The organism is Anaerorudis cellulosivorans (genome assembly GCF_025943985.1).
In the GTDB taxonomy this organism is placed as follows: domain Bacteria; phylum Bacteroidota; class Bacteroidia; order Bacteroidales; family Dysgonomonadaceae; genus Anaerorudis; species Anaerorudis cellulosivorans.
Window position 1 is genome coordinate 144,266 of sequence record NZ_JAPCWE010000001.1, and the last position, 15,854, is coordinate 160,119.

Below are 15,854 nucleotides of genomic sequence, written 5' to 3' on the forward strand. Positions count from 1 at the left end.
TCGCACTATCGAACTATTCAATCATCCAACTATTAAACTATTGAACGCTCTGAGCATAATCTGCTTTTACAAAAGGACTATTAATCAAATAATCATAGCTCATTTTTATGCTTTCCAAAGGAGCATAATCGTATCTTTCCACTTCTACGATAATGTATTTGGCGCCGGCCTTATCGATATTGTTAAAAATAGCATCAAAACCCACCATTCCACTTTGTCCAAGCTCTTTTTCATCTTTGATATGGAGCAGTTCAAAACGACCGGGATATTTTTTAAAATACTCTACCGGACTTTTACCTCCCCTTCCCGTCCAATACACATCCATTTGGAAAAAGACTTTCGAAGGATCAGTATTGGTTAGCAGGTAATCATACATCGTCTGCCCTTCAATCTCTGTAAATTCAAAATTATGATTATGATACCCAAAACGAAGTCCTGCAGCGTTGCATTTTTCACCAATCTGATTGAAATAATCGCAATACGATTTTAAATCAGCTAATGTCTTTGGAGTGGGAATCCAGGGAACTACAAGATATTTCATCCCTGCAGCTTTATGAGCAGCAATAGCTTCATCCCACCATTTCCATACCTCCTCCCAATTGGTTTGGGCAACATTTTCAGCTAATGGTCTTCCTGCATGTGAGGAAAGAACTTCCATGCCGACACTTTCAATTTCTTTTTTGAATTCTTTAGGTTCTAACCCGTAAAATTTACCATCTGCGTATCCCGCAGCTTCCACGCCTGTATACCCTATTTCTGCCACTTTTGCAATAGTCCCTTTAAAATCGGACTTGATATCGTCGCGGACCGAATAAAGTTGCAAATAAATTTTTTTGTCGATTTTGGCACTATCACCGCCTTGTGCCGTTTTTGCTCCCTGTTTTTGATTGCAACTCATTAATACTGCACCTCCAAGAAGTGCACAAATCAATAAAAAAGATTGTTTTTTCATGACGTCACTGTTTTTTGTAATACATTTTTTATAAAGACTTTATTATCTAATAATACGCTTTTATTTCGTTCTGTTCAGTTTGTAAAAAAACTGCTATACAATATTTCTTTGTGTTATAGAAGTGCTTTTTTGCAATAGTCTACACAATTAGTTACTTCTTTCACTGCATCTGAACCTTGAGGAATGTCGTACTCCAATTCGATATCGCAGTAAATCGGCCATTTGTTTTTCTTTATCACCTGTAAAATTTCTTTGACAGGAGTTTCACCCTTACCAAATTCCATATTTTTATTGGGCTCTGTAGCCTTTGGTCCGGTTTTGTCTTTAATGTGAATACTGAAAATCCGTTCATGGAGTCGCTGAATCAAATCACAAGGATTCAATCCTGTTACACCATAATAATGGCCTGCATCAAAATTCAACATGATCATAGGACCATAAGCCAGGATCTTGTCAAAACTGAACGTTGGTTCAGCAGGTTGAAAATGATTATGAAAAATTACATACATTTGGTGTTTCTCGGCAAAAGGTTCCATTCTCTTGGCAGCCTCTTCCGATATTTCCATTGAAATACCCTTAGCACCTAAAACGTTAGCAACTTCAAAAGCATAATCGATTTCAGCATCTGACCATCGATGATCCCCCAGCTTTAATATATGAATTTCGACTCCTTTTTCATCGAACATTTTACGGATCTCTTTGAATTTATCCATCGATACCGAACTACGCCATTTTTTTAACGACTCCCTATCTCTGCTGTTCGGAATACCGGCATATTTCTCAACCGGTTCACCCATTAACTCTACAGAACTTATCCCTGATTGTACAATATAATCGAGAATGGCCGGAAGCGACTGATCAGGCATACTCCGATAGCTATACGTAATCGTTCCTATTTGAACTCCTCCAAATTTGGAATTTGGTTTATTTTCGGCAAAACAAACCAACTGCATACAAAAAACGCAGAGGAACAAAATCACCCCTTCTTTTACAGAAAAAATTTTCATTGCTTTATCAATTATCTTCATCATACGCACTATTTATATTATAATGAATAAGGCCTCCTATACTGATAGTGATGTAATCGATGACCTGCAGCTTCGTTATCATCATTAAAACTCAACGTTACAGGGTCCCATTTAACCGGGCGTTGAAGCTCAGTAGCGATATTTGCCAAACAACAAAGCGTGTTGGTACTGCATCCCGCCTCAACCGGAGCAATCGGATTTTTTCGAGAACGAACTGCATCAATGAAATTCTGCATGTGAGGAGAACTTACCTCATACTGACCTTCAGTTATCTTTTGCTCCTGTTTTTTCAACAAGGAAGGATCAGAACATTCGATATAACCGCGGGCAACTTTTAGCCACCCTTTACTGCCATTAAAGCGAATACCCTTGGCTTCAGGATCATCTTCCCTGAAAGGCTGCTCAGTCATTATAATCCCGTTAATATATTTCATGGTCAAGTATTCGGCTCCGCTATATCCTTTAGGAATATACTCACAAGGACCCGAACCATCCATGCCTAGTGCTGCCTGAGCAATATCAAACATATGAGCACCCCAATCGGCAGTATAACCGTTACCCATTTCACGATACCAACGCCAAGCGCCCCATAATTTTTCATCTTGTTCCGGTTTCAGCGAAATCGGAGGGCAAAGATCCGGATGGTAATGAATTTTCGGATCATTAAGCGGCCCCATCCACTTATTCCAGTTTAATGTTCCCGGAATAGGCTGTTCAGGCAAATCAAACGGCTTTGGAGGATCACCTACACGAGCATAAATGGTTTCGATATGCCCAATTGCACCCTCGCGAACCAAAGCGATAGCTGTTTGAAACTCTCTATCGGATCTCTGTTGACTTCCAACTTGTAACACACGTTGATTCCCTCGCACAGCCTTAACCATTTCCAATCCTTCACGAATGGTATATGCGAGAGGTTTTTGTACATACACATCCTTTCCGGCCCTACAAGCATCGATGGTAACCAACGCATGCCAATGATCGGGTGTTGCAATGGATACAGCATCGATATCACGACGTTCAAGTAAGTCTTCATAAAACTCGTACATATCGCAACGTTGGGCTATTCCCTGTGATTTCTGCCAAGCTTCAACCTTATTCTTAAAACGTTCACGCTTTAACCCCTCCACATCGGCACACGCAACTACCTGCACTCCAGGACATTTAGAAAAACTATAAAAATCGGAAACACCCTGTCGACCGACTCCAATGAAACCCAGAACAACTCTATCGCTCGGAGGAATTCGCTTTCCATCAGCCATTCGCCAGCTGGGAAGAATAGTTAATCCGGCCAATCCCAATGCCGAATAGCCTAAAAACTGACGCCTGTTTATCCCTTTCTTTTCTTCTTCACCTTTCATAAAATAGTTGTATCGAAAAAAAATTTATCGAACCTCGTGCAGGCCTAATCGAAGTTAACAAACGCGAATCCTGATTAAACCTTAAAAAACGGGTATCAATAATAAAGTATAACCTAATAAAAATTCAAGTCATTGAAAATCCTTGCTTAAAATAGATATATTTATTAAAAAGCTTGATTTTCAATGACTTGAATTAAAAATTTGATCAATCTAAAATTTTGATCTTAATATTCCTAAACCATACATCATCTCCGTGATCCTGTAATCCAATGTAACCTTCATGATCAGGACCACCTACATTAATGATATATTCCATTCCCTTAAATTTGCTTCCTTCTACCAATTTTTTCCAATCGTCTGTCCAGAGATGGCACTCCAACACATTTTCGCCATTTTGTTTGTGAACAACCGTTCCTTTATATACCATAATACCGCCGGTATTCCATTCACCGGCAGGTTTAGAGTTTTGAGGAACAGCAGGAATCAAATCATACAACGAAGCCGATTGACGATTGCCGTTCTTTCCCAATTTGGCATCCGGATGCTTCGCATTATCGAGAACCTGATATTCGAGTGCCGATTTCCAAATAGGTTCGCCCGGAATCTCCTGAGCCAGATAAAATACACCGCTATTTGCTCCTTCTGATACTTTCCATTCAAAACTTAATTCAAAATCTTTGAATTTGCGGTCGTAAATAATATCCCCTCCGTCTTTGGCTCCTGCTTCTCCCTGACCTGAGCCATTTATTTTAATGGCTCCATCTTCAATAGTCCACGCTTTCGGCATATCCTGACGGTTATAGCCGCGCCATCCTTCAAAATTTTCTCCGTTGAAAAGCACCATCCATTCAGAAGAATCTTCTGCGGCTGCAACAGCAACGGTATCCGTTGCTTCACCTTGTGCACCCTGTTTTTTTCCACCGGTACACGATTCTAAAATCATTACAGACATTGCAATTAAACTAAATACATAAAAAACTTTTCTCATAACTTCATTCTTTTAAATAGTAAACTGAATTATTATTATTTAAGCATCTTTTTGACTTATACATTCGGCATATCGGGCAATTTCCACGGATCACGATAGCTATGCTTGATCAATTCCTCAGCATAGGCCTTGGCATTCATGGGTTCAGTCCATTTTTTGTCAAACTTAGGATCACCGTCAACAATTTTGAAGCCATCTTCAATAATGGTTCTGATTGTAGCATTATCGGGAATATTGGTAAACCTCATGTTTTCACCGTCCCAATCAAGTTCTTGATTAAGAGCCTGCAATCTCACTGCAAGCACTCCCATTACAACCATTTCGTTAAAAGGTCCTGCTTCCGAGAACGGAGATGCAGTCTCAATACGATTTTCGGGACTCTCCTTACATGCCCGTACCCAGTCCATTTCGTGCGATAATGTAACTTCGCGCTGAGTCTTTGGCGATTTGGGAGTTCTTCCGGATACTAACCAAGGATCTTTTCCGTAGCATCCGCAAATCAAGGTATCCTTTGTTCCATGGAAGATAACGCCGCCACCTGCATCATTCAAATTTTTCCCCGCGGGTACACCTTCCGGACGGAAAGGTTGCAAACCACCGTCATACCATATAACTTCAACTTCCGGCATAGCTACTTTTGGCAAATTTTCCCGAGCCGGGAATACCAGTCTTACCTTTTGTGCCACAGGAGCAGAATCGGTTAACAACATCGTAGAACTCGCTTCAACTTTGGTTGGATAACCCAATCTTAACCCTTTAAATACCGGATGCAAAATATGACATGCCATGTCGCCTAATGCACCTGTACCAAAATCCCACCATCCACGCCAGTTCCAAGGTGTATAAATTTGGTTGAAAGGACGCATGGGAGCCGGTCCTATAAACAAATCCCATTTCAACGTAGAAGGAATAGGATCTGCTTTGGCAGGACGATTCAGACCTTGAGGCCAAATAGGTCTGTCGGTAAAAGCTTCAACCCGGGTTACTTCTCCAATTTGACCGTCATAAATCCAATCGATTACCTGACGAACTCCTGCAGCTGACGCTCCCTGATTGCCCATTTGTGTGGCAACTTTATATTTCTTTGCCAATTTGGTTAACAGACGGGATTCGTAAACACTATGAGTCAATGGTTTTTGCACATACACATGTTTTCCCATTGTCATGGCATCTGCAGCAATAATAGCATGGGTATGATCAGCTGTGGCTACTACAACAGCATCGATACTTTTGCCCAATTCATCATACATTTTCCGATAATCGTAATATTTCTTTGCTTTAGGAAAATACTTGAAAACGCGGTCGCTGTATTTCCAATCTACATCAGCTAGAGCAACAATATTCTCACTCTCCAGATTTTTAAGGTTAGCAAAACCCATACCTCCCACACCCACACCTGCTATATTCAATTTATCGCTCGGTGCGGTATGACCAAAACTTTTACCCAGTACCGATGAAGGTACAACGGTCAAACCCGCGGCAGCCATAGCCCCGGTTTCCAAAAATTTCCTTCTTGACATTTTTGATGACATAACTTTCTATTTTTGAGATTAAACATTATGTAAAAACTATTTTTATTCTTATCTTCACAGGGTATCAATTGTTTTTCTTTTCGTGTTATTGGTTTATTTACATAAACAACAAATGCATGCAGCTGCGTTACCAAAATATCTCAAAAACATGGCAATTAAACCGGCTGTCGCATCTTTAACACTAAAAGATGCCCTAAAAATAGCATAAATTATTTTGAAAGTAAAATTTTTACAAAGCAAATGTTATCGATTTATGGTAAATAGTATTTCCCCAATCGAAAACTCTCCTCGCCATATTTGCACTAAACCATTGTAAATATAATTGTTAAGCTATGAGTAAACGCTTCTCCAAATGATATGAAAGGACTTCTTCTTTTTCCCAAAATACCTTTCTCTATTAAATAAATCGGTAACGGATTAAACCTCTTTGTCAAAAAAATGTTCTTTATATAAAGACAAGAACATTTTCTTTATAAAACAACATCTAATTATGGGAACAACGAATGGCGAAGGGACAAACAGTCTTTATCCGGTAAAGTATCTCCTGACGATGGTAATCACAGTCTTTTTAATGCAAGGTTGTGGCAGTGTCCCCATAACCGGAAGACGCCAATTGATGTTGGTGTCGGATCAAGAAGTTATTTCTCTCAGTCTACAACAGTATCAGGAGTATATCAATACCGCCAACATCATAACAGGCACATCCGAAGCTCAAACCGTACAACGGGTTGGAATGAGAATAGCCAAAGCTGTTGAAACGTTTTTGAAAAACAACGGAGCATCTTCGGAAATAAAAAACTATACATGGGAATTTAAATTGGTAAAAGATAACAGCATAAATGCTTTTGCGATGCCCGGCGGGAAAGTAGTGGTTTATTCGGGTTTATTACCGGTAACCCAAAACGAAGCTTCGTTGGCAGTTGTCATTGGGCACGAAATAGGACACGTCGTAGCCAAACATGCTAATGAACGAATAAGTCAACAGCTTGCTCTTCAATACGGAGGTGCTGTAGCAGGAGAATTATTGGGAGGGGTTGCGGCTACCCAAATCGGACAAACCGTATTCGGTCTTGGAGCTCAAATGGGTGTTATGCTTCCCTACGCACGTAAACAGGAATACGAAGCCGACGAACTTGGACTGATTTTCATGGCAATGGCGGGTTATGATCCACGAGTAGCTATCCCTTTCTGGACAAGAATGGCACAGAGTTCACAAGGCGGTAAAATTCCCGAATTTTTGAGCACACACCCAACCGATGCCAAACGCATCAGCAATATGGAAAAGATTTTACCTAAAGCGTTGAAATACTATTCATCTTCTCAACCGATCAAGTGATCTTACCAAAACTTCATCTTCCCCGATTTTTCGTATCGCCAGATAACTCAAAATAATGGCAATGGCCGGCATAATTATACCTATACCGACTTTTTCGAAAGTAGTATCGGCCTCGGGGTTACGCATAAATATAAGGAATAGGAAGAACAAATAAAAACCGACCATAAGAATGATATTCATAACGGTCAATCGTATTTGCAAAATTCTTTTCTTATACAGGAATACGACAATTAATGAAAGTATGGCACTAATAGCACCCAGGGTGAATAATCCCCATGTGTTGAAAATGAGTTCACCATTTAGATAAAACCCCATTGCTTCAAAAGTAACGGGTTGCCCATTAAAAGTAAACGTGGCAAGCGGCAAAACAGAAGCCAGCACCATACATGCCGCAGCCAGGAGCAAATAGATCGTCTGAATACGTTGAAGCATAATCAGAATAATTCTTTTTCTTTGGCAGGATTACGATAATAAATTTCCCCTTTTTCCCATTCATCAATAGCAATGAGAGTAGGTTTCGGTAATTTTTCGTAGAAACGCGAAATTTCGATTTGTTCGTGGTTCTCAAACACCTCTTCGAGATTATCCGAATAAGAAGCAAATTCTTCTAATTTACTATCCAGATCGTGTTTCATTTCTGCAGCAATCTGATTTGCTCTTTTACTTATAATCACCACCATTTCATAAACATTTCCCGTTGGTTTGGATAATTCCCAAATATTACGGGTCTCTGTATTTGTGCTTGCGGTTATTTTTTTGTAATCCATTTAGCTAATTTATGGGTTTAATTGTTACTATATACTCTTTTTTACTTCGATGCAAATTGAATTCATTCCGGCAAAGCGTCAATTTTTTTCTGAGCTTCACGATAATATATTTCTGCCTCTTTCATATATTTTCCGTCGGGAAAAGAATTTTTATAATTGAAATATTCATCTACCACCATACGATAACGCTCGGGTTGAGCCGCACGTGTACTCCTTTCGGCATATTCATAACGGGAACGCAGTATCGTCATTTGAAAATCTTCCGCATATTTTGAAAAAGGATAACTTTTTAATCCTTCGCGAGCCGTTATCACCGCCGACTCATAGTTGTTCCCCATATAATTCCCCAATTTCAAGTATAATTGAGCAGCCAACAACTCTTTGTATGCCAATTTTTCCTGAAGTTCGAACAAGTAATCTTTGGCTTGTTGAGTCCGTTCACTTTGAGGATACTTCTCAAGATAACGTTGAAATTCGGATATGGCCTTATAGGTTTTTGTTTGATCGAGACGAGGATCGGGCGAATCGAGATACATGCCGTAAGCAGCGTAAAAAAGTGCCGGCTCGGCATACTCTCCTTTCGGGAAAGTGTTATAATACGTAGTAAACGACTCTGTTGCCATTACATAATCCTTTGAATTGTAATAGCTTTGTGCCAAAAGATAAAGCGACTCCTCAGCCCGTGCCGTACCCTTAAAAAAAGGAACCAGTTCTTGAAGCAAGGTTATTGCACGATCATACTTACCTGCTTCGAAATATTTTTTGGCATACGTATATTTCAATTCCAAATCGGTACTTTTCAGTATTTTGTTGTACTCACCGCATGAGCTCACAACAAGAGAAAACACCAAGATGGAAATAATTTGAAACTTTCTTTTCATCAAAAACCATTTTAGGCATGCAAATTTACGGAAACTTTTACAGATAAACTCATCTATCAACCAATTTTATTCTATTTTAGGATTTTGAATCTTTTCTCCTTCTTCTGTCTCGTTGAAAGGTAAATTATTTCCTTTATCCCATGCGACTGATTTTTCGAAGTTTGTCCTCATCTATAATCTTGATTTTTCTTCCATCAATAGCGATTACGTGTTCATCTACAAAATTAGAAAGCGTACGTATGGCATTCGAAGTAGTCATGTTCGATAAGCTTGCCAAATCTTCGCGAGCTAAATAAATATTTATGGTAGCACCATCCTCTTCCAATCCATAACTTTCTTTCAAAAAAAGAAGCGATTCGGCAAGACGGCCACGAATATGTTTTTGAGTAAGATTCACCACCCGCTGGTCGGCTATTCCGAGGTCTGTTGAAAGCATTTGAATGAAAAGCATGGCCAAATGACTGTTTCCCAACAACATCTTTTCAATGATTTCCATTGGAATCATACACACCGTTGAAGGTTCAAAAGCAGCTGCAGCGGTAACATAGGGTTCATGTGCAAAATATGCCCGATATCCGAAATACTGAACGGGGCGAATCATACGAATGATCTGATTGCGTCCTCCTACACCGGTTCTGAAAATTTTCACTTTCCCTTTAAACAGACACATCAAATCTTTAGGAATTTCATTCTCGCAATAGATGAGTTCGTTTTTTTTGAAATTCACTATTCGTGCATTCTTTCGAAGCACTTCACGTTCATCATCCGATAATACTTTCCAGATATCGGATAATGAAGATGACAAATCTATCCCATTTTTCCTCTTTGCCGGCATATCTGTTTTAGAACAATGTTATATAACACAAAAATACAAAATATTTTATGAGTGAATAGTGAAAATAAGAATATAATTTATTCGTTTATGATAAAAACCTTGTATTTTAATATATTTAGCATAAACAATCCCCCTTTTCACGTAATTTTATTTCAGTTTTAAATTTAGTTTTCCGAAATAATGCATAAATTTGTTTGAAATATGCAAGGTAAACGCTTTATCATATTCGTGTTGGTGTTTTTTGCTTCGTTATGTACCTTTGCCCAAAACCTGATCGCTGTAGATACCCTAATGAAAAGAGTCAGAAGTACCGGCGAAAGATACAATGAATGGGTTCAAACATATGAAGCCGAAGTATATATGCGTACATACGTTGAAACGGTCAAAAAGAATTTTTTGTATAAATTCACCCGTTTTGTTCCCCATTTTGTACTTCACGATCCAAAATCAGACGAAGCCATCATCGAAAGCATAAGCCGACTCAACTATACATATCCTCACAATTATACCCACTATATTCAATACGTGACGGGGAGCCTTACCAAAAAAAAGGATATCGAAATGATTCCTTTTAATATGCTGAATATAAACGTTTACGCCCAAACTACTTATGACGGGAGTTTTATTCTGCCTTTGCATCATGTTTCGTCAAAATATTACCGATACCGCATCAAACAAACCTATTACGACGAAAATGAAAAAAAGACATATTATGTTGTCGAGTTTTCTCCGGTTTACACCAGTTCGAAGCTACTAAAAGGAGTTACGGTCATTGAAGAAGGAACATGGCGCGTAATCCGTTTTTCGGCCGAGTGGGAAGAGATGATGAACGATTTTCGTTTTGAAATTACCATGGGTGATGGACCGATTACCGCATATCTCCCTGTACATTTCATCATCTACAAAACTACCTGTTATCTGGGGAACGTCGTTGCAAATCGTTATCTGGCACAAATCAACTACACCGATATTGTCCTGAACGATCATGTTATGAAAGAAAAGAGCCTGGATATCAGTTATCTATACAATACAATCGAGAGTTCTCCTTCGATACACAACGATTCCCTTTTCTGGGAAAAAATCCGCCCGATTCCTCTTCAGGCAAAAGAATCCGAAACCATCGAAAATTACAAAAAACAACAAAATGGCGACTCGATTACCAACAACCCAAAAGCACAGCAAATCGCCAAACTGATAACCGAGGATTCCCAATATCGATACAAATCGACTCAAATCCGTTATAGCGGACCACTTAATCCCTCCATGCTCGGTTACACCTCACCGGATGGGATTACCTACAAGCAAAAATTATTTTTAAAAGTCGATTTAAAAGACAACAAAGATTTGTATCTCGATGCTTTCGCGGGATACATGTTTAAAAGGAAAGAATTTTTTGCCGATCTTTCCATGAGATGGAACTACAACCCTGCCCGTATCGGCAACCTTTCCTTTTCCGTAGGAAGCGGTAATCGCACATACAGCTCGCTCTTCGTGGAACAGGTGCAGGATAGCCTCCTCAACAAAGGACTTAAATTCAGCGATATTTCGGTCGATTACTATAAAGATTATTATTTTCGGCTTCTTAACGATATCGAACTCGTTAATGGCCTGATGTTGGGAACCGGTATTGAGTACCATATCCGCAAAGGAAACGAAAATACAAAAGCATTACGCACATCAAGCACCGATAACAATGGCGTAGAAGAAATGTTTGGAACCCAATATGATTTTTTACCCTTTATTCGGCTTTCATGGACACCACAACAATATTATCGTTTCGATGGTCCTCAAAAGATTCCGGTTCGTTCAGACTACCCCACTTTTAAAATCGAATTTGCCCGAAGTATAAAAAACATGTTGGGAGGATCCTCTGCATATAATCGCCTTGAAATCGATGTGAGTCAACATATCCCATTCGGATTATTGAAATCGCTTCAATATCATGTAGGAGGCGGAATATTTTCTAACCAAAAAACGGAATATTTTGCCGATTTCGTCTATTTTGCCAAAAACAACTTCCCTCAAAATTGGGAAGACGGCATCGGCGGCAATTTCAATCTCTTACACCGCAGCCTGTATAACGCTTCCGATTCGTATTTTCAGGCACATGTCATGTTCGAAACCCCTTTTCTTATCCTGAAAAATGTATCCCCCATTTCACATGGTGTGCTCTCCGAACGATTATATCTCAGTCAATTGTATACTCCTCAAATCATTTCGTATACCGAAGTGGGGTACGGCATCGGAAATCGATTCTTCAATACGGCTGTTTTCGGCTCTTTCCACAAACACAATTTCAGGGAAATAGGAGTTAGAATGCTGCTTACATTCTGATAACGAAAGCCTATTTGGTCGCTTCTTCAAAAAGAACCTTCACGTCTTCCCTCTTCAATCTGTTTTGCAACCAGGCTTCAATTTTTCGTTTATCACTGATACGCAACGAATTACGTGGTACATTGAAAACAACAAGTGGTACTCTCGATGACTGCCTGAGTGAATCTTTATCAAAAACAAACGAATGGGTTTCAGCATAGGCACAACCTTGAATTTGAGGATACAACGGCCTTATTTCTTTCAATATCTTCTCACCCGTCATGGGTATACTCAGTATACTGTCAATCTGATTTTCACGCTGCCTCAATGTAAACGTAAGCGCCATGATCTTGTTATTCAATATTTCGGTTTCCGTTTGATATTTTCGTGTTTTTTCTTCAAGAAGTGATGCTTCAAAGCCTTGACGTATAGTTATTTTAGACGTATCCAGCCGATAAGCCAATGCGCGTTCCTTTATCATCCTTATTAACGAATCCGACAAACCGTACCCCGAATAAAACAACTCTACTGCACCGGTAGAAGAACTCACCCGATTCCCCTGTAAATAATTACCTTCGAGCACAGATACCTCATCAATAAAAGTGCGCAAATTTCGCGAAAACTCCTCTTTTTTTACCAACCGGTAACCAAAAAAAATGCTGGGAACAAAAGTAGCCAGAATTATGGCAGTAATACCATGCGTTACTTTTCTCTTTTTTTCCGGATCAACAATGGTACGAATGGGAAATTTCAAAAATCGACATACGATTAAAGCAGCAAAAGCTATAAAAACCGTATTAATGGTAAACAAATATAAAGCTCCGAAAAAGAAATTCCATTGAAAAGTTGCCAATCCATATCCTGCAGTACAAATAGGAGGCATCAGGGCAGTGGCTATGGCAACACCCGGTATCACGTTACCTTTGACCTTACTGCTCACAGCCACAATTCCTGCCAAGCCCCCAAAAAGAGCAATAATTACGTCATATATAGATGGACTTGTTCGGGCCAATAACTCGGAATGCGCTTCATTCAATGGCGAAAGTACAAAATAAAATGCTGAAGTAAGCAGACTTGCACCAACGGCAAAACCCAGATTTTTCAACGAGCGCTCAAACAGCGGAAAATCATATGTTGCCAAACTATACCCCATCCCGTTAATCGGTCCCATCAGAGGAGAAATCAACATGGCGCCGATTATTACTGCCGTAGAATTCATATTCAATCCCACCGAACAAACCACAATGGCAAACATAAGGATCCAGAGATTAGTACCCCTGAAAACGATCCCTTGGGTTATATTCCGATAGACGGCATCATACCCTTCAAGTTCGGAACGAAGATCAAACCAGTTGAATAAATTTTTGAGCGTTTTCCTCATATCTCATTTTTATAAAAGCAAAACTACAAAAAAAATCGACTGAACGATATAAAAAGTGCAGCCGGAAACCTCCGGCCACACAAACACAATGAATTTAAAAGTAGCGTCTATAAAATCAATGTAGAGTAACGTCTTTTAAGTAGGCATTGAACGATTTGTCGATTTCAACCGTTTTACCTGTCGGCACAGCAATCTCAATAGACAATCGCTGATTTCTATAGCCTTGTTCGATAGGTACGGAAAAAAATTCGGGCAACAGCAACAACGAATCCCGCTGAACAAAAGGGTATGAAAAATCGGCGAGTTTGGCTTTTGCCAATTTCATACTCTCCCCTGAACAAGCCGCAACCATATGCAAATGGAATAAAGAATCACGGCTTTCAATCACTTTCAACCTGATATTGGAAAATAAAAGAGAATCCTCGTTTTCGGTATAATAGGGAAGCCGAAGAATTTCGTCATCAATCCCCCAACCTATTTTGAACGTATTATAATCGTTGGGATATTTCATCATTTCCACATACAATTTATTGCCGTTAAAGGGGGAAAGTTCAATCTCTCTTTCGTTAAAACCGGTTACGTTGAATTTTTCTCCAACTTTCATAGCCAACGTTCCTGCCATCACAATCCCCAAAATCCATAAAATCAGCGCAAAAACTCCTATTAACGGCCTGAATTTGGCTTTCATCATGCGTCTTACAATCCACGTGATGATGGCCACAATAGGAATTACCAACACAAAAATGAGCGAAAGCCACAACAAGGTGTTTTCATATCCGGAATCGATAAACAGTGATTTCAACGGCATAAGTTCGAAGCCGGCAAACAGGAGTCCTACAGCCACTGCTGCCAAAATAAGAACAAAAAAACCCGCAGCAGCAAAAAAGACAATTTTAATCAAAAGAATCAACGCATTCACACAACCCGACCTTCCGGACGATGGCGCTTCAGCAGCTTCCGAGAGTGTCACTTTCGACGCTTGTTCCGTTTGATTTTCGCTCTTATTTTCTGCCTTATTTTTGACGCTCGCAACATTATCACTCACGGTTTCACGAATGGATTTGATGTAGTCTTCCTCGCCCATCATTTCGAGTTTCTGCTTAACGGTCTTCGCCTGAGGGGTAATAATCCAAAGAATAATATAAACGAGAAGTATTCCCCCGTCTATTTTCATGCTCCAATCGCCATGCGGAATAGGGAATATTTTATCCCAGATAAAAAATGGAAACGAAGATATAGCCGTAAAACTTAGTAACAACGGGATAAGGAAAATCAACCGCGGAATCCACGAATCAATTTTAAAATAAGCCGCCAATCCGCTGCAAACACCTCCCAACACCCGGTCACCGGGATTTCTGTAAAGACGCTTAATCCCGCTCCAATCCAATGGTTCGGCTTTCAATACAATCCACAAAACAATATAAACCCAAAACAAGACACTGAAAAACAATACAAAAATCAGCCGTATCCATGTGGGGTCAATCTTAAAATAGTTGGCCAAACCACTGCATACACCGGCAATCATTTTATTGGTTGTATCGCGACGCAACGAACGTGACTGTTTTTCTTCCTCGGGTTGATTTTTCGGCAACTCGGATGAAAAATGGGGTTGTTGCGCATTTTTATCTTCGGTACCGGCATGAGTTGTTTCTTCATATTCGGTATCGAAATCTTCGGGCTTGCCGATACCGTTGATAATTGCTTCTACATCTTCATCGGTTATACAATTGATACCGTGTTTCAAGCGATTCCCAAAAAGTTCGGCGATGCGGTTTTCGATATCGTTCACAATTTCGTCTCCACCCTCTTCGCGCGAAAAATAACTTTTCAGGCTTTCGATGTATTGAGTCAATATTTCAAAGGCAGTTTCCTCAATAGCTATTACTTGACCTTGAAAATTAATGCTGATCACTTTTTTCATTACTGTGGCAGTATTTATTGCTGAAATTATTTAATGAAATGGTTTATTCTTCTCTTTTTTCTGCTCCTTTTGTCACTGTTTCCACCCCTTTTGCAAGTTCATTCCATGTGGCTTCGAGCAATGCATAAAACTTTTCGCCTTCCCTTGTCAGGCTAAAATATTTACGAGGGGGTCCCGAACTGCTTTCTACCCAACGATACGTAAGAATGCCCGCATTTTTTAAACGATTCAATAAAGGATACAACGTGCCTTCCAACAACTGAAGTCCGGCATTTCTCATTTCATCGATAATATCCCCCGGATACGCCTCGCCTCGTTTGATAATCGATAAAATGCAGTACTCCAGCACTCCTTTCCGCATCTGACTTTGTGTGTTCTCAATATTCATTTTTGCTATTCATTACCCTTTACGATGCAAAAATACATAAAACAAAGTATTATGCAATACAAAGTACCATATATTTTCCACAATTTAATGTTTTTTATGATTATAATAATCCATCGATTGTCGAAATAATACATGCTAACCATCCGGATAGAGCAATCTCGAGAAATCTCC

At 39.5% G+C, this 15,854-nt stretch carries 14 protein-coding genes; 2 read left to right on the forward strand and 12 right to left on the reverse strand.

Annotated features, from left to right (window positions below):
* Nucleotides 1-37: 37 nt before the first annotated feature.
* The 5 genes from OLM34_RS00560 to OLM34_RS00580 all read right to left on the reverse strand — a co-directional run bounded on the left by OLM34_RS00560 (nucleotide 38) and on the right by OLM34_RS00580 (nucleotide 5,861).
* Nucleotides 38-952: a sugar phosphate isomerase/epimerase family protein gene (locus OLM34_RS00560; protein ID WP_264404469.1), complete on the reverse strand. Its 915-nt coding sequence runs from the start codon at nucleotides 950-952 to the stop codon at nucleotides 38-40.
* Between the two features lie 113 nt (nucleotides 953-1,065).
* Complete coding sequence (locus tag OLM34_RS00565; protein ID WP_264404471.1) at nucleotides 1,066-1,983, reverse strand: sugar phosphate isomerase/epimerase family protein; 918 nt, start codon at nucleotides 1,981-1,983, stop codon at nucleotides 1,066-1,068.
* Nucleotides 1,984-1,997: 14 nt separating this feature from the next.
* The gene (locus OLM34_RS00570) at nucleotides 1,998-3,341 is read right to left on the reverse strand and encodes a Gfo/Idh/MocA family protein (RefSeq protein ID WP_264404472.1); all 1,344 of its coding nucleotides are present in this window, start codon (nucleotides 3,339-3,341) and stop codon (nucleotides 1,998-2,000) included.
* A 205-nt stretch (nucleotides 3,342-3,546) separates the two neighbouring features.
* Nucleotides 3,547-4,329: a 3-keto-disaccharide hydrolase gene (locus OLM34_RS00575; protein WP_264404474.1), complete on the reverse strand. Its 783-nt coding sequence runs from the start codon at nucleotides 4,327-4,329 to the stop codon at nucleotides 3,547-3,549.
* A 56-nt stretch (nucleotides 4,330-4,385) separates the two neighbouring features.
* Nucleotides 4,386-5,861, reverse strand: coding sequence for a Gfo/Idh/MocA family protein (locus OLM34_RS00580; protein ID WP_264404475.1), 1,476 nt, complete (start codon nucleotides 5,859-5,861; stop codon nucleotides 4,386-4,388).
* Nucleotides 5,862-6,351: 490 nt separating this feature from the next.
* Here OLM34_RS00580 and OLM34_RS00585 point away from each other — a divergent pair, with 490 nt between their 5' ends.
* Nucleotides 6,352-7,197, forward strand: coding sequence for a M48 family metallopeptidase (locus OLM34_RS00585; protein ID WP_264404476.1), 846 nt, complete (start codon nucleotides 6,352-6,354; stop codon nucleotides 7,195-7,197).
* On the opposite strand, the gene OLM34_RS00590 is transcribed toward OLM34_RS00585, so the two are convergent.
* The 4 genes from OLM34_RS00590 to OLM34_RS00605 all read right to left on the reverse strand — a co-directional run bounded on the left by OLM34_RS00590 (nucleotide 7,174) and on the right by OLM34_RS00605 (nucleotide 9,680).
* Nucleotides 7,174-7,629 carry a DUF4293 domain-containing protein gene (locus tag OLM34_RS00590; RefSeq protein WP_264404477.1) on the reverse strand — a complete coding sequence of 152 codons (456 nt, stop codon included), beginning with the start codon at nucleotides 7,627-7,629 and terminating at the stop codon, nucleotides 7,174-7,176. The two genes, OLM34_RS00585 and OLM34_RS00590, sit on opposite strands and share 24 nt — an antisense overlap.
* A 2-nt stretch (nucleotides 7,630-7,631) precedes the next feature.
* Nucleotides 7,632-7,964, reverse strand: coding sequence for a DNA-directed RNA polymerase subunit omega (locus OLM34_RS00595; RefSeq protein WP_264404478.1), 333 nt, complete (start codon nucleotides 7,962-7,964; stop codon nucleotides 7,632-7,634).
* A gap of 62 nt (nucleotides 7,965-8,026) precedes the next feature.
* A complete protein-coding gene (locus tag OLM34_RS00600) occupies nucleotides 8,027-8,845 on the reverse strand; it encodes an outer membrane protein assembly factor BamD (protein ID WP_264404479.1) in 819 nt (272 codons plus the stop codon).
* 133 nt (nucleotides 8,846-8,978) lie between these two features.
* Nucleotides 8,979-9,680, reverse strand: coding sequence for a Crp/Fnr family transcriptional regulator (locus OLM34_RS00605; protein WP_264404480.1), 702 nt, complete (start codon nucleotides 9,678-9,680; stop codon nucleotides 8,979-8,981).
* Nucleotides 9,681-9,881: 201 nt separating this feature from the next.
* On the opposite strand from OLM34_RS00605, the gene OLM34_RS00610 reads away from it, so the two are divergent.
* The gene (locus tag OLM34_RS00610; RefSeq protein ID WP_264404481.1) at nucleotides 9,882-12,014 is read left to right on the forward strand and encodes a DUF5686 family protein; all 2,133 of its coding nucleotides are present in this window, start codon (nucleotides 9,882-9,884) and stop codon (nucleotides 12,012-12,014) included.
* Between the two features lie 10 nt (nucleotides 12,015-12,024).
* On the opposite strand, the gene OLM34_RS00615 is transcribed toward OLM34_RS00610, so the two are convergent.
* The 3 genes from OLM34_RS00615 to OLM34_RS00625 all read right to left on the reverse strand — a co-directional run bounded on the left by OLM34_RS00615 (nucleotide 12,025) and on the right by OLM34_RS00625 (nucleotide 15,683).
* On the reverse strand, nucleotides 12,025-13,374 hold the full coding sequence (locus tag OLM34_RS00615) for a DUF389 domain-containing protein (protein ID WP_264404483.1): 1,350 nt from the start codon (nucleotides 13,372-13,374) through the stop codon (nucleotides 12,025-12,027).
* Between the two features lie 115 nt (nucleotides 13,375-13,489).
* Nucleotides 13,490-15,295 carry a PspC domain-containing protein gene (locus OLM34_RS00620; RefSeq protein WP_264404484.1) on the reverse strand — a complete coding sequence of 602 codons (1,806 nt, stop codon included), beginning with the start codon at nucleotides 15,293-15,295 and terminating at the stop codon, nucleotides 13,490-13,492.
* 43 nt (nucleotides 15,296-15,338) lie between these two features.
* Complete coding sequence (locus OLM34_RS00625) at nucleotides 15,339-15,683, reverse strand: PadR family transcriptional regulator (protein WP_264404485.1); 345 nt, start codon at nucleotides 15,681-15,683, stop codon at nucleotides 15,339-15,341.
* Nucleotides 15,684-15,854: the final 171 nt, after the last annotated feature.